This is a genomic window from Streptomyces sp. Edi2, assembly GCF_040253635.1.
GTDB lineage: Bacteria > Actinomycetota > Actinomycetes > Streptomycetales > Streptomycetaceae > Streptomyces.
The window spans coordinates 2925229-2950430 of sequence record NZ_JBEJGX010000003.1; the positions used below are offsets into that span (position 1 = coordinate 2925229).

The 25202-nt window shown below is 69.7% G+C and carries 22 protein-coding genes and 2 tRNA genes; 7 read left to right on the forward strand and 17 right to left on the reverse strand.

All coding sequences use genetic code 11. From position 1 onward, the window contains the following. Window position 1: 1 nt before the first annotated feature. From mreC to ABR737_RS16390, 6 genes are all read right to left on the reverse strand, one after another. Window positions 2-934 carry a rod shape-determining protein MreC gene (gene mreC, locus ABR737_RS16365; RefSeq protein ID WP_350250906.1) on the reverse strand — a complete coding sequence of 311 codons (933 nt, stop codon included), beginning with the start codon at window positions 932-934 and terminating at the stop codon, window positions 2-4. Between the two features lie 243 nt (window positions 935-1177). Next, on the reverse strand, window positions 1178-2197 hold the full coding sequence (locus tag ABR737_RS16370) for a rod shape-determining protein (RefSeq protein WP_003985182.1): 1020 nt from the start codon (window positions 2195-2197) through the stop codon (window positions 1178-1180). A 294-nt stretch (window positions 2198-2491) separates the two neighbouring features. Next, the gene (gene ndk / locus ABR737_RS16375) at window positions 2492-2905 is read right to left on the reverse strand and encodes a nucleoside-diphosphate kinase (protein ID WP_350250907.1); all 414 of its coding nucleotides are present in this window, start codon (window positions 2903-2905) and stop codon (window positions 2492-2494) included. 290 nt (window positions 2906-3195) lie between these two features. After that, window positions 3196-3537 (reverse strand): DUF4233 domain-containing protein, encoded by a 342-nt coding sequence (locus ABR737_RS16380; RefSeq protein WP_350250908.1) that lies wholly within the window; start codon window positions 3535-3537, stop codon window positions 3196-3198. Between the two features lie 2 nt (window positions 3538-3539). Beyond that, window positions 3540-5093 (reverse strand): bifunctional tetrahydrofolate synthase/dihydrofolate synthase, encoded by a 1554-nt coding sequence (gene folC, locus ABR737_RS16385; RefSeq protein ID WP_350250909.1) that lies wholly within the window; start codon window positions 5091-5093, stop codon window positions 3540-3542. 200 nt (window positions 5094-5293) lie between these two features. Next, on the reverse strand, window positions 5294-6748 hold the full coding sequence (locus ABR737_RS16390) for a peptidoglycan D,D-transpeptidase FtsI family protein (protein ID WP_350250910.1): 1455 nt from the start codon (window positions 6746-6748) through the stop codon (window positions 5294-5296). Window positions 6749-6980: 232 nt separating this feature from the next. Here ABR737_RS16390 and ABR737_RS16395 point away from each other — a divergent pair, with 232 nt between their 5' ends. After that, window positions 6981-8195 (forward strand): hypothetical protein, encoded by a 1215-nt coding sequence (locus tag ABR737_RS16395; protein WP_350250911.1) that lies wholly within the window; start codon window positions 6981-6983, stop codon window positions 8193-8195. On the opposite strand, the gene ABR737_RS16400 is transcribed toward ABR737_RS16395, so the two are convergent. Further along, window positions 8161-10782: a valine--tRNA ligase gene (locus tag ABR737_RS16400; protein ID WP_350250912.1), complete on the reverse strand. Its 2622-nt coding sequence runs from the start codon at window positions 10780-10782 to the stop codon at window positions 8161-8163. The genes ABR737_RS16395 and ABR737_RS16400 overlap by 35 nt on opposite strands. Before the next feature lie 150 nt (window positions 10783-10932). Between ABR737_RS16400 and ABR737_RS16405 the strand changes: the two genes are divergently transcribed. Both ABR737_RS16405 and ABR737_RS16410 read left to right on the forward strand, forming a co-directional pair. Next, on the forward strand, window positions 10933-11889 hold the full coding sequence (locus ABR737_RS16405; protein ID WP_350250913.1) for a hypothetical protein: 957 nt from the start codon (window positions 10933-10935) through the stop codon (window positions 11887-11889). 87 nt (window positions 11890-11976) lie between these two features. Beyond that, window positions 11977-12261, forward strand: coding sequence for a hypothetical protein (locus ABR737_RS16410; RefSeq protein ID WP_350250914.1), 285 nt, complete (start codon window positions 11977-11979; stop codon window positions 12259-12261). An 82-nt stretch (window positions 12262-12343) separates the two neighbouring features. On the opposite strand, the gene clpX is transcribed toward ABR737_RS16410, so the two are convergent. The 5 genes from clpX to ABR737_RS16435 all read right to left on the reverse strand — a co-directional run bounded on the left by clpX (window position 12344) and on the right by ABR737_RS16435 (window position 17137). Continuing rightward, the gene (clpX, locus tag ABR737_RS16415; RefSeq protein ID WP_020397704.1) at window positions 12344-13627 is read right to left on the reverse strand and encodes an ATP-dependent Clp protease ATP-binding subunit ClpX; all 1284 of its coding nucleotides are present in this window, start codon (window positions 13625-13627) and stop codon (window positions 12344-12346) included. A gap of 169 nt (window positions 13628-13796) precedes the next feature. After that, the gene (locus tag ABR737_RS16420) at window positions 13797-14474 is read right to left on the reverse strand and encodes an ATP-dependent Clp protease proteolytic subunit (protein WP_350256805.1); all 678 of its coding nucleotides are present in this window, start codon (window positions 14472-14474) and stop codon (window positions 13797-13799) included. 65 nt (window positions 14475-14539) lie between these two features. Further along, the gene (locus ABR737_RS16425; RefSeq protein ID WP_030283915.1) at window positions 14540-15142 is read right to left on the reverse strand and encodes an ATP-dependent Clp protease proteolytic subunit; all 603 of its coding nucleotides are present in this window, start codon (window positions 15140-15142) and stop codon (window positions 14540-14542) included. Between the two features lie 297 nt (window positions 15143-15439). After that, entirely contained in the window at window positions 15440-16828 is a 1389-nt protein-coding gene (gene tig / locus ABR737_RS16430; RefSeq protein WP_350250915.1) for a trigger factor, read from the reverse strand. A gap of 232 nt (window positions 16829-17060) precedes the next feature. After that, a tRNA-Pro gene (locus tag ABR737_RS16435) sits at window positions 17061-17137 on the reverse strand. A 182-nt stretch (window positions 17138-17319) separates the two neighbouring features. Between ABR737_RS16435 and ABR737_RS16440 the strand changes: the two genes are divergently transcribed. Then, window positions 17320-17390 (forward strand) — tRNA-Gly (locus ABR737_RS16440). 113 nt (window positions 17391-17503) lie between these two features. Continuing rightward, complete coding sequence (locus tag ABR737_RS16445; RefSeq protein ID WP_350250916.1) at window positions 17504-17890, forward strand: arsenate reductase family protein; 387 nt, start codon at window positions 17504-17506, stop codon at window positions 17888-17890. Window positions 17891-17941: 51 nt separating this feature from the next. Here the strand turns inward: ABR737_RS16445 and ABR737_RS16450 are convergent, their stop codons facing one another. Continuing rightward, window positions 17942-18136: a hypothetical protein gene (locus ABR737_RS16450; RefSeq protein WP_030082107.1), complete on the reverse strand. Its 195-nt coding sequence runs from the start codon at window positions 18134-18136 to the stop codon at window positions 17942-17944. Between the two features lie 596 nt (window positions 18137-18732). Here ABR737_RS16450 and ABR737_RS16455 point away from each other — a divergent pair. After that, window positions 18733-19911 carry an acyltransferase family protein gene (locus ABR737_RS16455; protein ID WP_350250917.1) on the forward strand — a complete coding sequence of 393 codons (1179 nt, stop codon included), beginning with the start codon at window positions 18733-18735 and terminating at the stop codon, window positions 19909-19911. Window positions 19912-20012: 101 nt separating this feature from the next. Here ABR737_RS16455 and ABR737_RS16460 read toward each other — a convergent pair whose 3' ends face one another. The 3 genes from ABR737_RS16460 to ABR737_RS16470 all read right to left on the reverse strand — a co-directional run bounded on the left by ABR737_RS16460 (window position 20013) and on the right by ABR737_RS16470 (window position 22683). Next, window positions 20013-21158 carry a SpoIIE family protein phosphatase gene (locus ABR737_RS16460; RefSeq protein WP_350250918.1) on the reverse strand — a complete coding sequence of 382 codons (1146 nt, stop codon included), beginning with the start codon at window positions 21156-21158 and terminating at the stop codon, window positions 20013-20015. Window positions 21159-21305: 147 nt separating this feature from the next. After that, window positions 21306-22127 carry an Fpg/Nei family DNA glycosylase gene (locus tag ABR737_RS16465; RefSeq protein ID WP_350250919.1) on the reverse strand — a complete coding sequence of 274 codons (822 nt, stop codon included), beginning with the start codon at window positions 22125-22127 and terminating at the stop codon, window positions 21306-21308. Between the two features lie 70 nt (window positions 22128-22197). Next, on the reverse strand, window positions 22198-22683 hold the full coding sequence (locus ABR737_RS16470; protein ID WP_350250920.1) for a ribose-5-phosphate isomerase: 486 nt from the start codon (window positions 22681-22683) through the stop codon (window positions 22198-22200). A gap of 209 nt (window positions 22684-22892) precedes the next feature. Between ABR737_RS16470 and ABR737_RS16475 the strand changes: the two genes are divergently transcribed. Further along, complete coding sequence (locus ABR737_RS16475; RefSeq protein WP_350250921.1) at window positions 22893-24410, forward strand: amino acid permease; 1518 nt, start codon at window positions 22893-22895, stop codon at window positions 24408-24410. A gap of 108 nt (window positions 24411-24518) precedes the next feature. Here ABR737_RS16475 and ABR737_RS16480 read toward each other — a convergent pair whose 3' ends face one another. After that, window positions 24519-25142, reverse strand: coding sequence for a biotin transporter BioY (locus tag ABR737_RS16480; protein ID WP_350250922.1), 624 nt, complete (start codon window positions 25140-25142; stop codon window positions 24519-24521). Between the last annotated feature and the right edge of the window lie 60 nt (window positions 25143-25202).

Below are 25202 nucleotides of genomic sequence, written 5' to 3' on the forward strand. Positions count from 1 at the left end.
GTCAGCTCCTGGGAGAAGCGCTCGCGGAGGGGGTGGCCGTGACGGTGACCGTCGGCGTCGGCTTGGGCTTCGCGGGGGCAGGCGGCAGGACGGTGTCGCGCGGGTCCTGGCGGGGCGGTGCGACGACCACGCCGACGATGTCGAGCTGGGAGAACGAGACGAAGGGCCGGACCTGGAGGTTGCGGGTCAGATCGCCGTTGGACGGCTCGACCTTGACGACCCTGCCGACGGGCACCCCGGGCACGAACGGCTTGTCCCTGCTGGAGCCGAAGGTGACCAGGCGGTCGCCCCGCTTGATGTTGGCCTTGCCATTGAGAAGCTGAACGCGCAGCGAGCTGACGCCCTGCCCGTTGGCGAAGCCGATCTCGTTGGTCTTCTCCATACGGGTGCCGACGGTGAAGTCGGGGTCGGCGGCCAGCAGGACGGTGGAGGTGTCGGCGCCGACGGTGGTGACCCGGCCGACCAGGCCGTCGCCGTTGAGCACGGTCATGTCGCGGGCGATGCCGTCCCGGCGGCCGGCGTCGATGGTGACGGTCCAGGAGAAGCCCTGGGCTGATCCGATGGCGATGACCTGGGCGCCCTTGATGCCGTACTGGCCGGTGCCGGCGGTCTTGAGGATCTTGTCGAGCTCGGCGGCGCGGCTGCGGTTCCGGTCGGAGGAGCCGAGCTTGGCCTTCAGCGCCTCATTCTCGTGCTCCAGGGTGCTGATCCGGTTGTGCCGGCGGCCGGAGTCCCGCACGGCACCGATGGCGTTGCCGACCGGATTGACGACGCGGGCCACGCCGCCTTCGACCGGGCCGAAGGCAGAGGCGGCGGCTTGCCGGGCACCATCGAGCGGGGACTGTTCGCCGCCGCGGATATCGACCGTGATCAGCGCGAACGCGATCGCGACCAGCAGCACCAGCAGCAGCCGGCTCTCTCGTGTGTCCCTCACGTGCGGCGGCCGTGTCCTTCCTCGTAGGACCGGCCGGCTGCGGGCCCCGCCGGTCTCGTTCGGGAGTTGAGCGTTGTGCCTGTGTGACGGTGCCGGATGGTGGAGCGTCAGTGCACCGTGTCTGTCGGGATGTTGTGCCTGTATACCAGCGATCCGCCGGGCGGACCGGCCGCGGTCGCCAGGGGTCCCGGCCGCCGCGGACGCCGTTCGGCGGCCGCGGCGCTGACCGGGACCCGGGCCGTGCTACCTGCGCGGCTGGGAGTCGAGGACCTGCTGGAGCGCCTCGAACTCCTCGACGCACTTGCCGGAACCGAGCGCGACGGAGTCGAGCGGGTCCTCGGCGATGTGGATGGGCATACCGGTCTCGCGGCGCAGCCGCTCGTCGAGGCCGCGGAGCAGGGCGCCGCCTCCGGTGAGCACGATGCCGCGGTCCATGACGTCACCGGACAGCTCCGGCGGGCACTTGTCGAGCGTCGTCTTGACCGCGTCGACGATGGAGTTGACCGGCTCCTCGATGGCCTTGCGGACCTCGGCGGCCGAGATGACCACGGTCTTCGGCAGGCCGGAGACCAGGTCACGGCCGCGGATCTCGGTGTGCTCGTCCTGTTCGAGGTCGTACGCCGAACCGATGGTGATCTTGATGCTCTCGGCGGTGCGCTCGCCCAGCAGAAGGCTGTACTCCTTCTTGATGTGCTGGATGATCGCGTTGTCGAGTTCGTCGCCGGCCACCCGGATGGACTGCGCGGTGACGATGCCGCCGAGCGAGATGACCGCGACCTCGGTCGTACCGCCGCCGATGTCCACGACCATGTTGCCGGTGGCCTCGTGGACCGGCAGGCCGGACCCGATCGCGGCGGCCATCGGCTCCTCGATGATGTGGACCTGGCGCGCGCCGGCCTGGGTCGAGGCCTCGATGACCGCGCGGCGCTCCACCCCGGTGATGCCGGAGGGGACACACACGACGACCCGCGGGCGGGCCAGGTAGCGCCGCTTATGGATCTTGAGGATGAAGTAGCGGAGCATCCGCTCGGTGATCTCGAAATCGGCGATCACGCCGTCTTTCAGGGGCCTTACGGCGACGATGTTGCCGGGCGTGCGCCCGATCATCTTCTTCGCCTCAGCACCTACCGCGAGAATCCCGCCGGTGTTGGTGTTGATGGCCACGACCGACGGCTCGTTGAGGACGATGCCGCGGCCCCTGACGTACACCAGCGTGTTGGCGGTCCCGAGGTCGACAGCCATGTCACGGCCGATGAACGACATGTTGTTCCCCATGAGGATACGTCTGGCCTTCCCAACTGGAGCGAATGCTTACTGGAGGTCGGCAGGAGGTGATGCGCTGTGCGGCGCGGAAGCCCCCATCGTAGTTCGTAGTGCGCCCACTCGAACACGTCGGGAGGCTGTTTCGCCATTGTCAGCCGTACAGGCACCCGCCCCCCTTAATGGTGACGTCGTGTCGCGATGATGCGTTCCCCCGATCGTGTCGTATACACCAAAGGGCGACCGATGATTTTTTCGGTCGCCCCTGGTCACAAGGGGTCTAAAGCTGACGACTCGTCAGGAGATGCCGGGGAAGAAAATCTTGATTTCACGCTCTGCGGACTCTTCGGAATCCGACGCATGGATCAGATTCTCTCGGGTGATCGTTCCGAAGTCCCCACGAATGGACCCACCCGGCGCGGCAATCGGGTCAGTCGGACCGGCGAGCGTCCGTACGCCCTCGATCACCCGCTCACCCTCGACGACCATCGAGACCACCGGTCCGGAGGACATAAAGGCGACCAGGGGCTCATAGAACGGCTTGCCGACGTGCTCGGCGTAGTGCTGCTCGAGAAGCGCGCGGTCCAGGCTGCGCAGCTCCAGCGCGCTGATCGTCCAGCCGGCCTTTTTCTCGATACGGCCGATAATCTCGCCGATCAGGCCGCGCTGGACGGCGTCGGGCTTGAGGAGGACGAGGGTGCGCTGGCTCACGGAGGAACTCCCTGGATATGAACAATGGTCAGCGGGTGAACTGAGGCTACATGGGACGGTCCCACCTCCCTTTACCCACCCACCCACGGGAGGGGACGGACCGGAGGGGCCGGATGTTCAGGGCTTTGCTTCCGAAGGCTCCGATAAGGAGCAAAGGCGGAGCACAGCGGAGCGTAAAGCGCAGCAGTCCTGAACACCGGCCCCGGAGGGCCGTCACCGCACCCGGCAGCCCCGCGCAGCGGATCACGCCCGCCGCAGGCACGACGGTGCCGCACCCGGCAACGCGGGAATCAACCTGCCGTAGGCGACGCGGCCCAACGGGCCTTGGCCTCGTCGATCTTGCGGCCGAAGTGGACCGACGCCCACCACAGGGCCGCGAAGACCACGCCCAGGAAGAACATCGTCGGGACCACGAAACCGCCGGCGATCAGGGCGAACTGCAGCGCCCAGCCGAGCTGGACGCCGCCCGGGCGGTTCAGCATCCCGCACAGCAGGAGGCTCAGCAGCATCCCGATGCCGCTGACCGTCCAGACCGTCGCCGCCGGCAGGTCGGTCATCTGCATCGCGACCAGGCCGGCGAAGCCGATCACGAAGAATTCACCTATCAGGGTGCTCGCACACAGGGTGCGCATGATCAGCTCCTCACCGTCAGCAGCCGGGCCTCGCCGACCGTGATCACCGAACCGGTCACCAGCACACCCGCTCCGGAGAACTCGCCCTCTTCCTCGGCGAGGGTGATCGCCGCCTCCAGGGCGTCGTCGAGCCGCGGCTCGACCTGGACCCGCTCGGCGCCGAAGACCTCGACGGCGATGGCGGCCAGCTCATCGGGGTCCATCGCACGATGGCTGGAATTACGGGTCACCACGACCTCGGCGAAGATCGGCTCGAACGCCTCCAGGAAGCCGCGTACGTCCTTGTCCCCGCTGGCGCCGACGACACCCACCAGCCGGCTGAACCCGAACGCCTCGGTGACCGCCTCGGCCGCCGCCCGCGCGCCCGCGGGGTTGTGCGCCGCGTCCAGCACGACCGTCGGGCTGCGCCGGACGACCTCCATCCGGCCGGGCGAGCTGACGGCGGCGAACGCGGAGCGGATGGTGTCGATGTCCAGGGTGCGGGCGTGGTCCGAGCCGACGCCGAAGAACGCCTCGACCGCGGCGAGCGCCACCGCGGCGTTGTGCGCCTGGTGGGCGCCGTACAGCGGAAGGAAGATCTCGGGGTACTCGCCGCCCAGCCCGCGCAGCGTCAGCATCTGGCCGCCGACCGCGACCTCGCGGCTGAGCACGCCGAACTCCATGCCCTCACGGGCGACCGTGGCATCCACCTCGACCGCGCGCTTGAGCATCACCGACGCCGCGTCCACCGGCTGCTGCGCCAGCACGACCGTGGCGTCCTTCTTGATGATCCCGGACTTCTCGCCGGCGATCTGCTCGGGCGTCTCCCCCAGCCGGTCGGTGTGGTCCAGGGAGATCGGGGTGACCACGGCGACATCGCCGTCGATGACGTTCGTCGCGTCCCAGGTGCCGCCCATGCCGACCTCGACGACCGCGACGTCCACGGGGCTGTCGGCGAAGGCGGCGTACGCCATGGCCGTGAGCACCTCGAAGAACGACAGGCGATACTCCTGCCGGGAGTCGACCATCTCGACGTACGGGGCGATGTCCCGGTAGGTCTCGATGAAGCGCTCGGCGGAGATCGGGGCGGCGTCCAGGCTGATCCGCTCGGTGATCGACTGGACGTGCGGGCTGGTGTAGCGGCCGGTGCGCAGGTCGAAGGCGGACAGCAGGGCCTCGATCATGCGGGCGGTGCTCGTCTTGCCGTTGGTACCGGTGATGTGGATGGAGGGGTAGGCGCGCTGGGGTTCGCCGAGGATGTCCAGCAGCGCCGCGATGCGCTGTACCGACGGGTCGAGCTTGGTCTCGCCCCAGCGGCCGGCCAGCTCGTCCTCGACGGCGCGCAGCGCACGGTCGACCTCGGGGTCGGCCGGGCGGGCAGGGATTCCGTCCCCCTGCGGCGGCCCGGCCTGGGCGCGCAGGGTCCGGCTGCCGGCCTCGATCAACGCAAGATCGGGGGTTGGGGTCTCCCCTGATTGAGCGGAGTCGAGATCTTGGGGAAGGTCGGTCTCCGCCTCGACCAGTTCGTCGAAGGCTTCGTTCGGGTCGGGGTCGTCGTTCTGGGGGCGCTCGCTCACGCCGACCAGTCTACGAGGCACGTGTGACAGCGGTGCGTTGCGCTGCCCCCTCCCCGGTACCGCGCCGCCTGGGGGGTGGCGGCCGGCGCGACCCGGCCCCGGGCCCCGCCCGTACTCCGAGCCCGGACCCGGACCCGGACCCGGGCCCGTACGCCGGGAGCCGCCCCTCGCCTGCGGCGGTCCGCCTGCCTCAGCGCCGCCTACGCCAGCGCCGCCTTCATCATGGCCCGCGCGGTCGGCGCCGCCAGCCCGTTGCCGGAGACCTCGTTGCGGGCGGCATGCCCGTCCTCGACCATCACGGCCACCGCCACCCGGTGCCCCTTGCCGTCCTCGGCGTAGGAGACGAACCAGGCGTAGGGCGTACCGCTGTTGTCGACACCGTGCTGGGCGGTGCCCGTCTTGCCGCCGACGGTCAGTCCGCCGATCTTCGCGCCGGACCCGGTGCCCTTGTCCACGACCGTCTGCATCGCCGACTTCAGCTGCTGGGCCGTGTGCGCCGACACGGCCTTCCCGTCGCCGTACGCCGCCGGCCCGAAGTCCTGGACGGTGTTGCCGCCGCCGTCGGTCAGCTTGTCGACCATCTGCGGCTTCTTGAGCTCGCCGCCGTTCGCGAGGGCCGAGGAGACCATCGCCATCTGCAGCGGGGTCGCCTGGTCGTCGAACTGGCCGATCCCGGACAGCGCGGTCTGTGCCTCGTCCATGTCGGAGGGGTAGACGCTCTTGCCGGCCCGCACCGGGGTGTCCACCTTCTCGTCGTTGAAGCCGAACTTCTCGGCCTGCGCCTTCACCTTGTCCTTGCCCAGGTCGACGGCCATCTTCGCGAAGACGGTGTTGCAGGAGTACTGGAGCGCGGTGCGGATGTCCGCGTTCTTGCAGGGTGCGGCCCGGTTCTCGTTGCTGAGCTTGGTGCGGGTGTGCGGGAGCGTGTACGGGTCGGGGCTGTGCGTGGGCTCGTCCACCGAGGAGTACAGACCGTTCTCCAGCGCGGCCGCGGCGACCACCAGCTTGAAGGTGGAGCCGGGCGGCAGCGGCTGCCGCAGCGCCCGGTTGACCTCGGGGTGGTCCGGGTCGGCGGACATCCGCTTCCAGGCCTTCTGGTCGGCCCCGTCGGACCCCGCGAACTTCGCCGGGTCGTACGAGGGGGTGCTGACCATGCCCAGGACCCGCCCCGTGGCCGGGTCCATGGCGACCGCGGCGCCCTTCTTGCCGTCCAGCGCCCGGTAGCCGGCCTTCTGCACCGCGGGGTCGACGGTGGTGGCCACGTCGCCGCCCTTGGCCCGGGTGCGGGTCAGCGCGTCGGCGGGGCTCTGCAGCCGGCTGTCGGAGCCGTCGAGGAGGTCGCCGTAAAGGCTCTCCAGCTGGTTGTGGCCGAAGATCTGCGAGGTGAAGCCGGTGACCGGGGCGTAGAGGCTGCCGTCCCGGTAGGTCCGCTTGTACTTGAGCGTGGAGGAGGTGGCGGCGGAGCCGGTCACGGGCTCGCCGCCGACGAGGATGTTGCCCAGCGGCGCCGCGTACTTGCCGATCGCCACCCGCGGATTGTGCGGGTCCTCCTTGTACTCGCCGGCCTTTGCGCCCTGGATCCAGGTGGCCCAGCCCATCAGCGCGACGATGAGTGCCAGGCAGAAGATCGAGGCCCGGCGCAGGGGCTTGTTCATGGGGCGCGGCTCCTCGGTGGTGGACGGGCGGTGGTGCCGGTATTCCGGTCCACCGTGCCCGGGCTTTATGAGAGCGCGATGAGAACCGGCCGGATCGGGCGCCCGGGACAACGTCCCGCCGCCTTTCGCCCTCTTCGACGGCGGGCTGTGCACGCCCCCGGGATCAAGATCATCACAACGTGGCGCACAGGAAGGCTGGAGCTGAGGACGGGTGCCGGCAATCAGTCAGCGGATGCATTTGGTACTGCTCAGCGCCTGGACGGTGCTGTGGTTCGTCGTCGTCGAACCACACGGCGGCTTCTCCTGGCACTATCTGCGCACCGGCGGCGAACTGATCTACCAGGGCGGCGCGGGCGACGGCTCCGGCGGGCTGAACCTCTACGCGCACCACCCCGAGCTGCAGATGGGCCCGCTCAGCTTTCTGACGGCGGGCCTGTTCAACCCCTTCCCCGAGGCCACCGGGCAGTTCCTGGCCGCGGCGCTGATGTCGCTGCTCGGCCTGGTCATCGTGGTGCTGGCGGGCCGCAGCGCCGCCCACCACTTCCTGGGCACCGGCACCAACCACCAGCGGCTGCGGCAGCGCGTACTGATCGCCGGGCTGGCCTTCATCCCCATGTGGACCGAGGTCGCGGTCCGCTTCGGGCATCTCGACGACGTCCTCGCGCTGTTCTTCACCGCCCTCGCGGTACGCGCCCTCACCCGCGGCAATGCCGCGCTCACCGGTGCCTGCCTGGCCCTGGCGATGGATTCCAAACCCACCGCGCTGGCCTTCCTCCCCCTACTGCTCGCCCTGCCGAGGGAGAAGTGGCTGCGCGCCGGGGTGTGGTGCGCCGGCCTGGTCGCCTTCGCGTGGCTGCCGTTCTTCCTCGGCGACTCGCAGTCCTTCGCCGCGGCGAAGTTCGCCATCCCCAACCATCCGGCGTCCGCGCTGCGCTGGCTGGGCGTCGGCGACCCCGAGACCCCGGGCTGGGACCGCCCCGCCCAGGCCGCCCTCGGCCTGACACTGGGCTCGATAGCCGTGTGGCGGGGGCGCTGGGCGGCGGTGGTGCTGCTCGGTGCCAACGCCCGCATCGTCCTCGACCCCAGCGTCTACACGTACTACACCGCGTCGGTGCTGCTCGGCACCCTGCTGTGGGACGTGATCGGCCAGCGCCGGCTGGTCCCCTGGTGGAGCTGGCTGGCCCTGCTGATCCTCTACGGCAGTGTCTTCGCCGTCCCCGACAACGCCGCCCGGGGCCTGATCCGTCTGGCGTTCGTGGCCGTCTCGACGGCGTACGTCCTGCTCTGGCCGGTGCGCGAGCGGGGCCGGCGGGGGCCGGGACGGCGCAGGCCCCCCGCCCGTACGGACGAGGGGCCTGCGCACAACGGTCCCGAGGGCCGCCCGGATCCCGGACCGTGGCCGGGACCCCCGACTACGCCTGGGGCAGGGCCGCCAGCTGCGCGGTGATCCGGACGATGTCCGCCTCCGCGGCCTCCAGCCGGCCGCGGATCTTCTCCACGACCTTCTCCGGCGCCTTGGCGAGGAACGCCTCGTTGCCGAGCTTGGCGGTGGCCTGCGCCTTCTCCTTCTCGGCGGCGCCCAGGTCCTTCGTCAGCCGCTTGCGCTCGGCCTCGACGTCGATCGCACCGGACAGGTCCAGCGCGACCGTCGCACCCGCGACCGGCAGCGACGCGGTGGCGCTGAAGTCGTCACCGGCCGGCTGGAGCCGCAGCAGCGACCGCATCGCGGCCTCGTGCGCGGCCAGTGCCGTACCGGACAGCTCCAGCTGCGCCGGGACCTTCTGGCCGGGCTGCAGCCCCTGGTCGGAGCGGAAGCGGCGGACCTCGGTCACCACCTGCTGGACGGTCTCGATCTCCCGCTCGGCGGCGGCGTCACGGAAGCCGGAATCGGACGGCCACTCGGCGATGACGACCGACTCCCGGCCGGTCAGCGTCGTCCACAGGGTCTCGGTGACGAACGGGACGACCGGGTGCAGCAGCCGCAGCGTGACGTCCAGGACCTCGCCCAGCACCCGGCGCGAGGCGTCCGCGGCCGGGCCGCCCGCCATGAACGTGGTCTTGGACAGCTCGACGTACCAGTCGAAGACCTCGTCCCAGGCGAAGTGGAAGAGGGTGTCCGACAGCTTCGCGAACTGGTAGTCGTCGTAGTACCCGTCGACCTCGGCGACGACCGAGTTCAGCCGGGACAGGATCCACCGGTCGGTCGCCGACAGCTGCTCGGCGGGCGGGAGTTCGCCCTCCACCGTCGCACCGTTCATCAGCGCGAAGCGGGTGGCGTTCCAGATCTTGTTGGCGAAGTTACGGGAGCCCTGGACCCAGTCCTCGCCGATCGGGACGTCGACACCGGGGTTGGCGCCACGGGCGAGCGTGAACCGGACGGCGTCGGAGCCGTAGGCGTCCATCCAGTCCAGCGGATTGACCGCGTTCCCGAAGGACTTCGACATCTTCTTGCCGAACTGGTCGCGGACCATGCCGTGCAGCGCGATGGTGTGGAACGGCGGGGTGCCGTCCATCGCGTACAGCCCGAACATCATCATCCGGGCGACCCAGAAGAAGAGGATGTCGTAGCCGGTGACCAGGACGGCGTTCGGGTAGAACTTCCCGACGCTCGGGGTCTGCTCGGGCCAGCCGAGCGTGGAGAACGGCCACAGCCCGGAGGAGAACCAGGTGTCCAGGACGTCGGTGTCCTGCGTCCAGCCCTCGCCGGTGGGCGCCTCGTCGTCCGGTCCGACGCAGACGACCTCGCCGTTCGGCCCGTACCAGACGGGGATGCGGTGGCCCCACCACAGCTGCCGCGAGATGCACCAGTCGTGGAGGTTGTCGACCCAGCCGAAGTAGCGGGACTCCATCTCCTTGGGGTGGATCGCGACCTTGCCGTCACGGACCGCGTCCCCCGCGGCCTGCGCCAGCGGGCCGACCTTGACCCACCACTGCATCGACAGCCGCGGCTCGATGGTGGTCTTGCAGCGCGAGCAGTGGCCGACGGAGTGGGTGTACGGGCGCTTCTCGGCGACGATCCGGCCCTCGGCGCGCAGCGCGCCGACGATCGCGGACCGGGCCTCGAAGCGGTCCAGGCCCTGGAAGGGGCCGTGCGCGGTGATCACGCCGCGCTCGTCGAGGACGGCGAGGTTGCGCAGGTCGTGCCGGCGCCCGATCTCGAAGTCGTTGGGGTCGTGCGCCGGGGTGACCTTGACCGCGCCGGTGCCGAACTCCGGGTCGACGTGCTCGTCGGCGACGACCGGGATCCGGCGGCCGGTCAGCGGCAACTCGATCTCGGTGCCGATGAGATGGGCGTAGCGCTCGTCGTCCGGGTGGACCGCGACCGCGGTGTCGCCGAGCATCGTCTCGGCCCGCGTCGTCGCCACGACGATGGAGGAGTCGCCCTCGCCGTACCGGATCGAGACCAGCTCGCCGTCGTCGTCCTGGTACTCCACCTCGATGTCCGAGATGGCGGTCAGACAGCGCGGGCACCAGTTGATGATGCGCTCGGCGCGGTAGATCAACTCGTCGTCGTAGAGCCGCTTGAAGATCGTCTGGACGGCCTTGGACAGGCCCTCGTCCATGGTGAAGCGCTCGCGCGACCAGGCGACGCCGTCGCCGAGCCGGCGCATCTGGCCGGAGATCTGGCCGCCGGACTCGTTCTTCCACTGCCAGACCCGCTCGACGAACGCCTCACGGCCCAGGTCGTGCCGGGAGACGCCCTCCTTGGCGAGCTCGCGCTCGACGACGTTCTGGGTGGCGATACCGGCGTGGTCCATGCCCGGCTGCCACAGGGTCTCGTAACCCTGCATGCGCTTGCGGCGCGTGAGGGCGTCGATCAGCGTGTGCTCGAAGGCGTGCCCCAGGTGCAGGGAGCCGGTGACGTTCGGCGGCGGGATGACGATGGTGTACGGGGGCTTGTCGCTCTTCTCGTCCGCCTCGAAGTAACCCCGCTCTACCCAGCGCTCGTACAGCGGCCCCTCTACATCGGCCGGCGTGTACTGAGTCGGCAGTTCGGGGGCGCTGTGGTTGCTCTGCTGAGTGTTCTCGGTCACGACGCACAGTGTACGGGCGCGGATGTCGCAGCTTCGAACCGGTTTCGCCCCCGGGGCACCGGCTGTCAGCGGCGTCGTACAGGATGTCGGAAGCGTATAAACATCACGCAGCACTCAACTGGCTTCAGTTGTCACGAGGGGAACCGCTCCATGAGCTTCAACCAGCCGCCTCCCGGCCCGTACGGCCAGCAGCCCCAGCAGCCCGGCCCGTACGGCCAGCCGCAGCAGCCGCCGGCCCCTCAGCCGGGCTACGGCTACCCGCAGCAGGGCGGCCAGGTCCCGGGGCAGCAACAGGGCTACGGCTACCCGCAGCAGGCCCCGCAGCAGGGCTACGGGTACCCCCAGCAGGGCGGCCAGCAGCCCGGCTACGGCCAGCAGGCTCCGTACGGCGGCCAGCAGACCCCCTACGGCACGATCCCGCAGGGCGCTCCGGAGAGCGGTGGCAACGGCAAGAAGATCGGCCTGATCGTCGGCGCGGTCGCGGTCGTCGCGGCGATCGGCGTGGGGGCGTACTTCGCGTTCGGGTCGGGCGGGGATGTGACGCCGTACACGATCTCGTTGCCGGACAAGCTGCTGAGCGGGCAGTTCGAGAAAGTGCAGCAACCCGGCAGGTCGGGGGGCGCCGAGGACTTCACCAACGACAAGGAAGCCAAGGCGCTGGGCATCACGAACGCCAAGGGCGTCAGCTCCAGCTACAAGAGCGGCGGCGGGCTGCAGCTGACGGTCAGCGGCGTGTACGGCAGCGTCGCCGACCCGAGCGGAACCGTGGGCCAGGTGTTCGCCAAGGTGGACGAGGGTCAGAAGAAGACCTTCGAGAGCAAGGGCGCCAAGATCGAGGACGTCACGCCGACCACCTCCTACTCGCCGAGCGACTTCGACGGGTCCGTGATGAAGTGCCGGACCCAGAAGATCACGATCTCGCAGGGCGGCGTGAGCGTGCCCGTCACCCTCTCCACCTGCGTCTGGGGCGACAGCAGCGCCATCGGCGTCGTCCAGGCCGCGGCCGCGCCCTCCCCCACCGGTGGCACCACCACCACGGCGCCCGGCGCGGAGGAGCTCTCCGAGAAGACCGCCAAGATCCGCAACGAGGTCCGCAAGGAGAAGTAGCCCACGGCCGCCGCGTACGGAATACACCGGCTGCTAGCTTGATCGGCGACCGACTCACGACATTTCACATACAGGGGGAGAGTCGCCATGCGCAATGCGCTGCGTCGCCTGGCAGCGGCAACCGGAGTGCTGGTGGCGGGAGCCGCGCTTCCGCTCGTCGTCACCGCGCCGGCCCAGGCCAGCACCGGGGACTGCACGGCCTACTTGAGCAGCAAGGGCTACATCGTGGGCAACAGGGTGCTTGCCGTGTGCGAGGACTGGGCGGCAAGCCCGACGGGCGCGACTCCGCCCCTCCCGTGCATGAAGCCTTTGCACAGCCTCGGCGTCAAGTGGTCCCACGCCGAGGCAGCCTGCAACCGCGCGCAGTCCTGACCCGGCTCGGCAAAGACGCCACCGCCCGGCAGCGTTCCCGCTGCCGGGCGGTGGCGTATCGGTGATCCGCTACGGCCGCGCCCTACGCGCTCTTCTCCTGCGGCTCCCCCGAGTCGCCGCGGTTGCGCGGCACCAGGGTCGGGTTCACATTCGAGTGCACGACGTCCTCGGTGATGACGACGCGGGCGACGTCCTTGCGGGACGGGATCTCGTACATCACCGCCTGGAGGACTTCCTCCATGATGGCGCGCAGGCCGCGGGCGCCGGTGCCGCGCAGGATGGCCTGGTCGGCGATGGCTTCCAGGGCCGGGCGGTCGAAGTCCAGCTCGACACCGTCGAGTTCGAAGAGGCGCTTGTACTGCTTGACGAGCGCGTTGCGCGGCTCGACCAGGATCTGCAGCAGGGCCTCGCGGTCGAGGTTGTGGACCGAGGTGAGGACGGGCAGGCGGCCGATGAACTCCGGGATCATCCCGAACTTCACCATGTCCTCCGGCATGACGTCCTGGAGCTGGTCCTTGGACTCGATCTCGCGCTTGGAGCGGATCGTGGCGCCGAAGCCGATGCCCTTGGCGCCGGACCGGGCCTCGATGATCTTCTCCAGCCCGGCGAAGGCACCGCCGACGATGAAGAGGACGTTGGTGGTGTCGATCTGGATGAATTCCTGGTGCGGGTGCTTGCGGCCGCCCTGCGGCGGGACCGAGGCAGTGGTGCCTTCCAGGATCTTCAGCAGCGCCTGCTGGACGCCCTCGCCGGAGACATCGCGGGTGATCGACGGGTTTTCGCTCTTCCGGGCGACCTTGTCGATCTCGTCGATGTAGATGATGCCGGTCTCGGCCTTCTTGATGTCGAAGTCCGCGGCCTGGATCAGCTTGAGGAGGATGTTCTCGACGTCCTCGCCGACATAGCCGGCCTCCGTCAGCGCCGTGGCGTCGGCGAAGGCGAACGGTACGTTCAGCATCCGGGCGAGGGTCTGCGCGAGCAGGGTCTTGCCGGAGCCGGTGGGGCCGAGCAGCAGGATGTTGGACTTGGCGAGCTCGATGCCCTCCTCGCCGCGGCCGGGGCCGTTCTCGCCCGCCTGCACCCGCTTGTAGTGGTTGTAGACGGCGACCGAGAGCGCCTTCTTGGCGGGGTCCTGGCCGACGACATAGCCGTTCAGGAACTCATAGATCTCCCGCGGTTTGGGGAGCTCCTCCCACCGCACCTCGGAGGTCTCGGCGAGCTCCTCCTCGATGATTTCGTTGCAGAGGTCGATGCACTCGTCGCAGATGTACACACCAGGTCCCGCGATGAGCTTCTTCACCTGCTTCTGACTCTTTCCGCAGAATGAGCACTTGAGCAGGTCGCCGCCGTCACCGATGCGTGCCACGAGGTGCTTCCCCTTCGCCTGGGATCCGTATTGCTCCACGGACCCGGGTGCTTGCCTATCGACGGTACCTTGCCGGGCCCCCCGTTCGGGCCCCCCTTGGACCGACTCGGTTCACTCGATCCGATTCCGGTCCAAGGGGGCAGCGCTCCGGCTCACTTCGCGAAGATCGTCAGCCGATGGCGACGGACGACTTGCGGGTCGAGACGATCTGGTCGACCAGACCGTACTCCAGGGACTCCTCGGCGGTCAGAATCTTGTCACGCTCGATATCGTCACGGATCTTCTCGACCGGGGTGGAGGAGTGCTTGGCCAGCAGGTCCTCCAGCTGCGAACGCATCCGCAGGATCTCGTTGGCGGCGATCTCCAGGTCGGAGACCTGGCCGCGGCCGGTCTCGCTGTAGGGCTGGTGGATCAGCACACGGGCGTTGGGCAGCGCCATCCGCTTGCCGGGGGTGCCGGCGGCGAGCAGCACGGCCGCGGCGGAGGCCGCCTGGCCCATGCAGACCGTCTGGATGTCCGGCTTCACGAACTGCATCGTGTCGTAGATGGCCGTGAGCGCCGTGAAGGAGCCGCCCGGGCTGTTGATGTAGATCGAGATGTCCCGGTCCGGGTCCATCGACTCCAGGCACAGCAGCTGCGCCATGACGTCGTTGGCCGAGGCGTCGTCGATCTGCACGCCGAGGAAGATCACGCGCTCCTCGAACAGCTTCGCGTACGGGTCGTACTCGCGCACGCCCTGCGAGGTGCGCTCGACGAAGCGCGGGACGATGTAGCGGGACTCGGCGCGCGGGCCGGAAAACTCGGACTCCGCGCCCTGGTAGAGGCCGCTGCCGGGGTAGTTGTTCATCGTGGTGTTCACCGTCCTGGTGGCGATCAAGTGGGGTGGGGGCTGAAAGGCGAGTAATACGGGGCTCAGGCCCCGGTGCCGCCCCCGCCCGGAACGCCGGCGGCGGAGGTCATCACATCGTCGATGAGGCCGTACTCCTTGGCCTCATCGGCGGAGAACCAGCGGTCGCGGTCGGAGTCCTGGGTGATCCGCTCGACGGTCTGACCGGTGTGGAAGGCCGTCAGCTCCGCCATCCGCTTCTTGGTGTGCAGCAGCCGCTCGGCGTGGATCTTGATGTCCGACGCGGAACCCGCCAGGCCCGCGGAGGGCTGGTGGATGAGGATCTCGGCGTTGGGCAGCGCGAAGCGCTTGCCCGGGGTGCCGGCGCTCAGCAGGAACTGTCCCATGGAGGCGGCGAGGCCCATCGCGATCGTCACCACGTCGTTCTTGATGTACTGCATGGTGTCGTAGATCGCCAACCCGGCCGAGATCGAGCCGCCCGGGGAGTTGATGTAGAGGAAGATGTCCTTGTCCGGGTCCGCGGCGAGGAGAAGCAGCTGCGCGGTGATCTTGTTGGCGATGTCGTCGTCGACCGGCTGGCCGAGGAAGATGATCCGCTCGCCGAGCAGCCGGTTGTAGACCTGGTCGCCGAGGCCACCGAAGGTCGGCTCAGCGGCGGCGGAAGGCATCGGGATCGTCACGTGTCCACCTGCTCGTTGTCGGACGGCTCCAGGCCGTCTCAGCGTCGTCTGCTGGGGCGTGGGGAGGCGGCGCCGTGTGTGGGCCCGGCGCGGTTTCAGGGACTCCCCTGCCCTCGTATCTACGGACCCTAACGCGCAGGTCGGACAACGCCATCCCGCATCGATAACTGTTCGCTGTGAGCGCAGGCTCACGGGGTGGTACGACCACGGGCCCGAACACGCGGACGTGCGTGTTCGGGCCCGTGATCAGAGAACTGCGCGCAGGCGCAGGGCGGCGTCCGGGGCTCAGGCCTCGGGCTTCTCCTCCGCGCCCTCCGCCTCGGCCTCGGCGTCGGTGACCTCGACGGTCTCGGCGGTCTCGTCCTCGTCGTCGAGCTCGATGACCTCGCCGTTGCTGTCCTTGACCGTGGCGGCCTCGACGACGACCGCGAGGGCCTTGCCGCGGGCGACCTCACCGACGAGCATCGGCACCTGGCCGCCCTCGACGACGGCCTGGGCGAACTGGTCGGGGGACATACCGGAGGACTGCGCGCGGCGCATGAGGTGCTCGGTGAGCTCCTCCTGGCTGACGTTCAGCTTCTCCTTGTTGACCAGCTCATCCAGGATGAACTGGGTCTTGATGCCCTTCTCGGCCTGCTCCTTGGTCTCGGCGTCGAACTCTTCCTCGGTCTTGCCCTGGATCTCCAGGTACTTCGCGAGGTCGAGGCCCATCTGGCCGAGCTGGTGGTTGACCAGGTTGTGCTTGCGGGTCTCCATCTCGTCCGCGAGCAGCTTCTCCGGCATCGGCACCTCGACGAGCTTCAGCAGCTCGTCCAGGACCTTCTCCTGAGCCTGAGTGGCCTGGTCGTACTTCTTCATCTGCTCAAGGCGCTTGCGGCTGTCCGCGCGCAGGTCCTCGAGGGTGTCGAACTCGCTCGCCAGCTGGGCGAAGTCGTCGTCCAGCCCGGGCAGTTCGCGGGACTTGACCTCGGTCACCTCGACCGTGACCTCGGCCTCCTTGCCCTCGGCGGAGCCGCCCTTGAGCTCGGAGGTGAAGGTGACGCTGTTGCCGGCCTCCACGCCGGTGACGGCCTCGTCGATGCCGTCGAGGAGCTCGCCGGAGCCGACGGTGTACGAGACACCCTCGGCGACGCCGTCCTCCAGCACCTCGCCGTCCACCTTGGCCTCGAGGTTCAGCGTCAGGACGTCGCCGTCCTGGGCCGCGCGCTCGACCGGGCTGGTCGTCGCGAAGCGCTCACGCAGCTGCTCGACGGACTTGTCCACGTCCTCGTCCGACACCTCGACGGCGTCGACCTCGACCTCGATGCCGGAGTAGTCCGGGATCTCGAGGGCGGGGCGGATGTCGACCTCGGCGGTGAAGGCCAGCAGCTCGCCGTCCTTCAGCTCGGTGATGTCGACCTCGGGCTGGCCGAGGACGTTGAGCTCACCCTCGTTGACCGCTTCGGTGTAGAACTTCGGGAGCGCGTCGTTGACGGCCTCCTCCAGCACGGCGCCACGGCCGAACCGCTGGTCGATGACCCGGGCCGGGATCTTGCCCTGGCGGAAGCCCTTCACCGTGACCTGCTGGTTGATCTTTTTGTACGCCGCGTCGAGGCTGGGCTTGAGCTCCTCGAAGGGCACCTCGACAGTGAGCCGAACCCGAGTCGGGTTCAGGGTCTCCACGGCGCTCTTCACGGTTCGGTCTCCTTGGGGCTGACTTCTGGGGTTCTGCGTGAGATCTGCCCGTCCCGGCTGATCCGGGTCCGGCCGATCGCGCCCGGTACACAGACACACGGGCACGCAGCTTGCATAGTAACCGCAAGGAGGATGACGCCCACAACGCGATCTTGAACAGCCGCTCTTCCGCGGCGCCGCCGCGGTGGACCGAGGCCGTGCCCGACGCCGTGCTGTCGGGCTGACCTGCTGCTGGTCGGGGTGGCCGGATTCGAACCGACGACCTTCCGCTCCCAAAGCGGACGCGCTACCAAGCTGCGCCACACCCCGTCGGTGCGACACGTAGGGTACATGGCCGCAGGCGGTACGGCTGCCAGTTACCGGGATGCCTCGTGGGGCGACGCAGGGGCGGGAACGGGCCGTGCGCCTCGTCCGCGTGAGGGGATGTGCGGTGCACCGCCGCGACCCGCTAGGATGCACTGCGTGCCGAGGTCCTGCGACCTGCGGCGCTCGCGGGCGTAGCTCAATGGTAGAGCCCTAGTCTTCCAAACTAGCTACGCGGGTTCGATTCCCGTCGCCCGCTCTCACCAGGAAACCCCGGGCCGGCTGGCCTGGGGTTTTCCGCTTTCCGGAACGGGCCGCCGGGTGCCTGCACACCCCTTCGCTCCGCGGCGGCCGCCCCATAAGGTGACCCGCATGGAGATCTGGCTCAATCCTTCGTGCTCCAAGTGCCGTTCGGCCGTGGAGATCCTGGACGAAGAGGGCGCCCGCTACACCGTGCGCAGATACCTCGAGGACCCGCCGGACGCCGACGACCTGCGCGGTGTGCTGACGCGGCTGGGCCTGGAGCCCTGGGACATCACCCGGACCCAGGAGGCCGAGGCGAAGGAGCTGGGCCTCGCACAGTGGGAGCGCACCGGCGCCACGCGCGAGCAGTGGATCGCGGCGCTGGCGGCACACCCCCGGCTGATCCAGCGGCCGATCATCACGGCGGACGACGGTTCGGCACTGGTGGGGCGGAGCGAGGAAGCCGTACGCGAGGCAGTGGCGCGGACCGGGGGCGAAGAGGCCTCGAAGGGCTGAACCCCGTGCGGCGCCCGGCACGGGGCCGGCGGACACCCGGAGGCTGACCGCCTAGAAGGTGATGTGGTTGATGGTGTCCGCGATCGAGTTGAGGAACCGGTTGATCGACGGAGCCATGCCCGTGGAGGCAAGGAAGAAGCCGAACAGTATGGCGACGAACGCCGGACCTGCCTTGATCGACTTCCCTCTGATCAGGACGATCAGAATGATCCCCAACAGCAGCACCACTGACAGCGAAAGAGCCACACTGATCACACCCTCGGTCGGAACGCCTCACCGGCCCGGGGGCATGCCGCGCACACCCCCCTGCACCCATCGTGCCACCAACTCCATGCCCACTGCAGGCCGGTGACGAATCATCGGCCAACGCTTTGCCCGATTCCAGCCGATGGTGGCCATGAGACTGCGGCAGGGTGACGCGCGGGCGGCGCGGCGGCGGACGTGGCACACCGGCGCCGGGCCGGCGCCGGGAATTTCTCCGTCCGGCGCGCGGCAGCAATTCACCACAGCCCACCACGGCCATTCCGCCCGGGGATTCTGATCATTTTCCGGCCCGGAGAATTTCTCGTCCGTGGTATCCGTCACGGCCTTGAAGGGCGCTCTCAAGGCTTATTAGCATTCGGACATAAGACCAAGGAATCGGACATTCCCCCTGAGTCGTTTGCGGGGGATACGGGGCGATTTGTGGGGATGATAGGGAATGAATCGGACAGCGATGGCGGGGGCCCTCCGCGGCGATAGCGGATTTTATCCGCGCCCCGTCCCCGGTGGAACCCGAGGAGAAAGGGGAATGACTTCGAGGCGGTTTTACGCATTCGCCGACCGCCGCTATCGTGCCTCCAATGTTTCCCGCTGCCCCGACACCGCGCACCGAACTTCCCCCTGCCCGGGCAGCGGAGGGCTCCGGCCGGACGGAGCCCGCGGACCGGCCGTCGGGCGCGGACGGCGCCGAGGGAGCCGAGGCAGCGGCGCCACCCGCACCGAAGAGCGACGGCCGCTTCGCGTTCTTCGACAACGCGAAGTACCTGGCCATCGTGCTCGTGGCGATGGGGCATGCATGGGAGCCGCTGACCGACGGCAGTCGCACCGCCGAGGCGCTCTACATGACCGTCTACACCTTCCACATGCCGGCCTTCATCATCATTTCCGGCTACTTCTCGCGCAGCTTCGACATGCGCAAGGACCGGCTGCAGCGGCTGGTCACCGGGGTCGCGGTCCCCTATGTCCTCTTCGAGACCGCCTATGCGTTCTTCAAGCGCTGGGCGGACGACGATCCCGGGCACCCCATCAGCCTTCTCGATCCGTGGTTCCTGACGTGGTTCCTGGTGGCCCTGTTCATCTGGCGGCTGACCACCCCGCTGTGGAAGGTCGTGCGCTGGCCGATTCCGCTCGCGGTGGCCATCGCCGTCCTCGCGTCCGTGTCCCCGGACATCGGCGATGACCTGGACCTCCAGCGGGTGCTGCAGTTCCTGCCGTTCTTCGTCCTGGGACTGGCGCTGCGGCCCGAGCACTTCAAGCTGGTGCAGCGGCGGGCCGTGCGGATCGCCTCGCTGCCCGTCTTCGCCTGTGCGCTGGTGATGGCCTACTGGGCGGCGCCCCGGATGAGCTCGGCGTGGTTCTACCACCGCGACAGCGCCCAGGAGTTGGGCACCACCTGGTGGATCGGGGCGGTGATGACGCTGGCGCTCTTCGGCTGCTCGATCGTGATGACGGCCTGCTTCTTCTCGTGGGTGCCGACCCGGCGGACCTGGTTCACGGTGCTGGGCGCCGGGACGCTGTACGGCTATCTGCTGCACGGTTTCCTGGCCAAGGGCTCGCGGTTCTGGGGCTGGTTCGACGACTACGCCTGGCTGCACTCCCCGCTCGGCGAGATCGCCGTCACCCTGCTAGCGGGAGGCGTCGTGACGGCCCTGTGCACCCCGCCGGTCCGCAGGGTGTTCCGCTTCGCGATGGAGCCGACGATGGCCTGGGCGTTCCGCAAGGATCCGGCCGATACGGCGCGGGCCCGCGTCAGCGCCTGAGCGCGCGTCGTCCCGGCCGGCGGCGCGTCCTTCCCGGGCCGGGAAGGTGTCCGGCCCGGGCGCCCGGTCCCTCGTGCTGACGCGTCGCGTCCCGGCCCGTGTTAGGCGTCCCGGCAGATCAGCAGCAGCGCGCGGTCGTCGTTGACGTCCTTGGCGACGGACTCGATCAGATGCCAGGCGGCCCCGGCGAAGCCGCCGGCGACATAGCGGTCGGCCTCGCCGGTCAGCCGGTCGATGCCCTCGGTGATGTCCCGGTCGGCGGCCTCGACCAGGCCGTCGGTGAACAGCATCAGGACATCGCCGGGCCGCAGCGTCCCCTTGACCGGGTCGAACTGGGCGCCGTCGAAGACGCCGAGCAGCGGCCCCTCCCCCGGCTTCTCCTCCCAGCGGCCGCTGCCGGCGCTGAGCTGGAGGGCCGGCAGGTGTCCCGCGGAGAGGAGTTCGTAGTCGCCGGACTCCAGGTCGAGGACGAGATGGACGGACGTGGCGAACCCCTCGTCCCAGTCCTGGCGCAGCAGATAGCCGTTGGCGGCGGGCAGGAAGGCGTGCGGCGGCAGCGAGCCGAGCAGGCCGCCGAAGGCCCCGGACAGCAGCAGCGCGCGGGAGGCCGCGTCCATGCCCTTGCCGGAGACATCGGTCAGCACCACTTCGAGGATCTGGCCGCCGTGGGTGCGGGAGGCCACCACGAAGTCGCCGGAGAAGAACTGGCCGCCGGCCGGGCGCAGCGCCATCTCGTGGTGCCAGCCCTCGGGGAGCGCGGGCAGCGTGCTCTGGACCCGGATTCGTTCGCGCAGGTCGAAGAGCATGGTGCCGCCGCGCCGCCAGGGCACCCCGACCCGGCTGCGGAACTGGGCGATCAGCAGGCCGGCGAACCCGACCGCGGCGACGACCAGGACCGTGCCCGGAGTGATCCGTTCCGGCCCTTCGTCGTACGGGCCGAACAGCGCGGCTTCGACGACCAGCGCGGCCGCGGACGCGCCGTACAGGATCAGGAGGTTGGCCGGCCGCAGCAGCAGTCCGCCGGCGATGACCGGGAGGACCAGCGCCGTCGGGGCGATCCATTCGGGCCACCCGAGGGTGCCCGCGGCGAGAGCGGGTATGGCGAGAAGGAGGACGGCCAGCGCGAAACGGTCGGAGCCGTCACCGCGGAAGTAGTCGACCCCCGCCTTGCGCACGCCGATACGGGCCCGGTGCAGGCCTTTGTGCACCCGGGCCGTCAGGGCTTCCGTTCCCTGGCCGGTTGTCATTGTTCTGGGACCTTATCCACCCGTTCGGCGGTGCGTCGATTCGCCGCACGACGGCCTGGCCAATTGCCGGGAAACGGCGTGCGAAATGCGGTCGCGCGACCGGAAGCGGTCCTGCTGCCGTACGGGCTGCGCCGGCCGGTCCGGCGGTCAGCCGCCGCCGGTGGACGGCTGGCAGCCCGGGCACCAGAAGAGGTTGCGGGCGGCGAGGCCGGCGGTGCGGATCTCGCTGCCGCAGAGATGACAGGCCTGGTGGGCCCGGCGGTAGACGTACACCTCGCCGCCGTGGTCGTCGACCCGCGGCGGGCGGCCCATGGCCTCCGGCAGATGTTCCGGGCGGACGGTGTCGATCCGGTTGTCCCGGACACCCTCGGCCATCAGGAACACCAAGTCGGCCCAGATCGCGTCCCACTCGGTGCGGGTGAGGTCGCGGCCGGGGCGGTAGGGGTCGATGTGGTGGCGGAAGAGGGCCTCGGCGCGGTAGACGTTGCCGACCCCGGCGATGATCTTCTGGTCGAGCAGCAGCGCCGCGATCGTCGTACGGCTGCGGGAGATCCGCTGCCAGGCGCGGGTGCCGTCGTCCCCGGGGCGCAGCGGGTCGGGGCCCAGCCGGTCGTGTATCGCGCGCTTCTCGTCCTCGGTGATCAGTGCGCAGGTGGTAGGGCCGCGGAGGTCCGCGTAGGCGGCCGGGTTCGCGAGCCGGAGGCGCACCGTGTCGGTGGGCGGCGGGGCGGGGGCCGTGCCGAAGCCGAGCTTGCCGAACAGGCCGAGGTGGACATGGATCCAGCGGTCCTGGCCGAAGCCGAGGAAGAGGTGTTTGCCGTGTGCCTCGGCGGTCGTCATGACCTGGCCGTCCACGAGGGCGGCGCCGCCCGCGAACTTGCCCTGGGGGCTGCTCGCCCGTACCGGTCCGCCCTCGAAGCGTGCGCGGTGGTCCAGGGCGAGGCGGTGGATCGTATGCCCCTCGGGCACGGGGGTCCTCCAGTGGGCGCGCCCGCCCGCCCCGGCGGCCGGGGCGGGCGGGCGACGGGTTGAACGGGGGTCAGCCCTGCGGGTGGTGGGCGGGGATGGCGGGCAGCTCGCCGGTGGTCTCGTAGGCCGAGAGCATCTCGATGCGGCGGGTGTGCCGCTCCTCACCCGAGTAGGGCGTGCCGAGGAAGACCTCGATGAACCGGGTCGCCTCTTCCCGGGTGTGCATCCGGCCGCCCACGGAGATGACGTTGGCGTCGTTGTGCTCGCGGCCGAGCTTGGCGGTCTCCTCGCTCCAGGCCAGCGCGGCCCGTACGCCCTTGACCTTGTTGGCGGCGATCTGCTCGCCGTTGCCGGAACCACCGATCACGATGCCCAGGCTGTCCGGGTCGGCAGCGGTCTTCTCCGCGGCGCGCAGGCAGAACGGCGGGTAGTCGTCCTGGGCGTCGTAGATGTGGGGACCGCAGTCGACGGGCTCGTGGCCGTGGGCCGTGAGCCACTCGACGAGGTGGTTCTTGAGTTCGAAACCTGCATGGTCGGAGCCGAGGTACACGCGCATGCGATGAGTGTGACACGAGCGGCGGCGGGTAGGCGCCGCTGGGTCTTGCCGGGCTGCGTGCACAGAAAGCGACTCTCCGCCTTCCGTACGCAAGCGCAGAGCGAAGCCATCCAGGGTTTCACACAACAATCCGGCTGCAGACCTTCCAATCCACGGTTAACGAAGATCTAATGCGGGGGATCCATCCGCGAACCACGAAGGACGGTCACATGGGCGCGCACCCTTCCCCGAGCTCTCCAGGAGCAGGGGGCACCCCCACCTCCACATCGGCCCCCGCCCCCGGCGGCGGGCCCACCGGGGGACAGTCGCAGGACGGGCTGCAGGCAGGGCTCAAGAACCGCCATCTGTCGATGATCGCCATCGGCGGCGTCATCGGCGCCGGCCTGTTCGTCGGCTCCGGCGCCGGTATCGCGGCCGCCGGTCCCGGCATCCTGCTCTCCTACGCGCTGACCGGTCTGCTGGTCGTGCTGGTCATGCGGATGCTGGGCGAGATGGCCGCGGCCTCGCCCACCTCGGGATCGTTCTCCGCGTACGCGGACCGGGCGCTGGGCCGCTGGGCCGGGTTCACGATCGGCTGGCTGTACTGGTTCTTCTGGTCGGTCGTGCTGGCCGTCGAGGCGACCGCGGCCGCCGCGATCCTCACCGGCTGGGTCCCGGCCGTCCCGCAGTGGGCCTGGGCGCTGCTGGTGATGATCGTGCTGACCGGCACCAACCTGGTCTCGGTCGGGTCGTTCGGCGAGTTCGAGTTCTGGTTCGCCGGGATCAAGGTCGTCGCGATCGTCATCTTCATCGTGGTCGGGGCGCTGGCGATATTCGGGCTGCCGCCGGGCGGCGCCCCGGTCGGCACGGCGAATCTGACCGGGCACGGCGGATTCCTGCCGCACGGTCCCGGCGCGATCCTCTCCGGCATGCTGCTGGTGGTCTTCTCCTTCATGGGCAGCGAGATCGTCACGCTGGCGGCGAGCGAGTCGCCGAACCCGGTGCAGGCCGTCCGCAAGGCCGTCAACAGCGTCATCTGGCGGATCGCGCTCTTCTACATCGGCTCGATCGCGGTGATCGTGACGCTGCTGCCGTGGAACTCCAAGGCGGTGGAGAAGAGCCCGTACGTGGCCGTGCTGGAGTCGCTGGACATCCCGTACGCGGGCACCGTGATGGACGTCGTGGTGCTGACCGCGGTGCTGTCCTGTCTGAACTCCGGGCTCTACACCGCTTCCCGGATGGCGTTCTCGCTCGGTCAGCGCGGCGATGCGCCGAAGTCGTTCGCCACCGTCAACAAGGGCGGGGTGCCGGCGGTCGCGATCTGGGCGTCGGTCGCCTTCGGCTTCGTGGCGACGATCTTCAGCTACACCTCGAAGGACACCATCTTCCAGTTCCTGCTGAATTCGTCGGGCGCGGTGGCGCTCTTCGTGTGGCTGGTCATCTGCTTCTCGCAGCTGCGGATGCGCCGGGTCATCGAGCGGGAGACGCCGGAGCGGCTGACGGTGCGGATGTGGCTGTACCCGTGGCTGACCTACGCGACGATCGCGCTGATCGTCTTCGTCATCGGCTACATGTTCTACAACCCGGACGGGCGCCAGCAGATGGTGCTGTCGGTGGTCGCGGCCGTGGTGGTGCTGGCGGTCGGCCTGATCCTGGACCGGCGGCGGCCGCGGACGGCCGTGGCGGACAAGGTCGACGGGCCGGACGCCCCGGGCGTCGGCGCCGGGGTGACGGACCGGGTCCAGTAGCGGGCAGCGCGCGCACCGGTACAGGCGGCGTGCGAAGGGGCCGGGCCCCGTACACACCTCTGTGGTGTGCACGGGGCCCGGCCCCTTCGTGTGCGGTGTGCGGCCCGCTCAGCCGCGGCGCCCGGCCAGCTTCCAGGCGGTGGGCAGCGCACCCATGGCCAGCGCGGCCTTGAGAGCGTCGCCGATCAGGAACGGGACGAGGCCGGCGGCGACGGCCTGGCCGAGGGACATGCCGGTGCTCAGCGCCAGGTAGGGAACGCCGACGGCGTAGATCACGGCCGTGCCCGCGGCCATGGTGGCGGCGGTGCGCAGCACCCCGCGGTCGCCGCCGCGGCGGGCCAGCGCGCCCACGACGGTGGCGGCGAGCAGCATGCCCACGATGTAGCCGAGGGTGGCCCCGCCCGCTCCCGAGGTGCCGCCGGCGAACCACGGCAGGCCCGCCAGCCCCGCCAGGGCGTACAGCGCCAGCGACAGCGCACCGCGGCTCGCGCCGAGCGAGGCGCCGACCAGGAGGGCGGCAAAGGTCTGACCGGTGACCGGGACCGGGGAGCCGGGGACCGGGACGGCGATCTGGGCCGCGATGCCGGTGAGCGCGGCGCCGCCGAGGACCAGCGCGGCGTCACGGACGCGGGCGCGGGAGGCGGTGGCGGCCGGCAGCAGGTCGGCCAGGACAGCGCGGGTGGGGGTCCCCCCGTGCGCAGCATGGGGGAGGGAAAGACCGGCAGTGCTCATCGGGGCTCCGCGGGTGTGAGAGGGACAGGACGGGACGCGATGACGTTAGTCCAGCGGACC

Bases quoted from the DNA above. Each gene is read 5' to 3' on its own strand.
- ABR737_RS16370 (WP_003985182.1), bottom strand. From the start codon at position 2,197: ATGTCGTTCATCGGCCGTGACATGGCTGTCGACCTCGGGACCGCCAAC.
- ABR737_RS16380 (WP_350250908.1), bottom strand. From the start codon at position 3,537: ATGCGCACCCTGTGTGCGAGCACCCTGATAGGTGAATTCTTCGTGATC.
- ABR737_RS16390 (WP_350250910.1), bottom strand. From the start codon at position 6,748: ATGAACAAGCCCCTGCGCCGGGCCTCGATCTTCTGCCTGGCACTCATC.
- ABR737_RS16395 (WP_350250911.1), top strand. From the start codon at position 6,981: ATGCATTTGGTACTGCTCAGCGCCTGGACGGTGCTGTGGTTCGTCGTC.
- ABR737_RS16405 (WP_350250913.1), top strand. From the start codon at position 10,933: ATGAGCTTCAACCAGCCGCCTCCCGGCCCGTACGGCCAGCAGCCCCAG.
- ABR737_RS16410 (WP_350250914.1), top strand. From the start codon at position 11,977: ATGCGCAATGCGCTGCGTCGCCTGGCAGCGGCAACCGGAGTGCTGGTG.
- ABR737_RS16420 (WP_350256805.1), bottom strand. From the start codon at position 14,474: ATGAACAACTACCCCGGCAGCGGCCTCTACCAGGGCGCGGAGTCCGAG.
- ABR737_RS16425 (WP_030283915.1), bottom strand. From the start codon at position 15,142: ATGCCTTCCGCCGCCGCTGAGCCGACCTTCGGTGGCCTCGGCGACCAG.
- ABR737_RS16445 (WP_350250916.1), top strand. From the start codon at position 17,504: ATGGAGATCTGGCTCAATCCTTCGTGCTCCAAGTGCCGTTCGGCCGTG.
- ABR737_RS16455 (WP_350250917.1), top strand. From the start codon at position 18,733: ATGTTTCCCGCTGCCCCGACACCGCGCACCGAACTTCCCCCTGCCCGG.
- ABR737_RS16460 (WP_350250918.1), bottom strand. From the start codon at position 21,158: ATGACAACCGGCCAGGGAACGGAAGCCCTGACGGCCCGGGTGCACAAA.
- ABR737_RS16470 (WP_350250920.1), bottom strand. From the start codon at position 22,683: ATGCGCGTGTACCTCGGCTCCGACCATGCAGGTTTCGAACTCAAGAAC.
- ABR737_RS16475 (WP_350250921.1), top strand. From the start codon at position 22,893: ATGGGCGCGCACCCTTCCCCGAGCTCTCCAGGAGCAGGGGGCACCCCC.
- ABR737_RS16480 (WP_350250922.1), bottom strand. From the start codon at position 25,142: ATGAGCACTGCCGGTCTTTCCCTCCCCCATGCTGCGCACGGGGGGACC.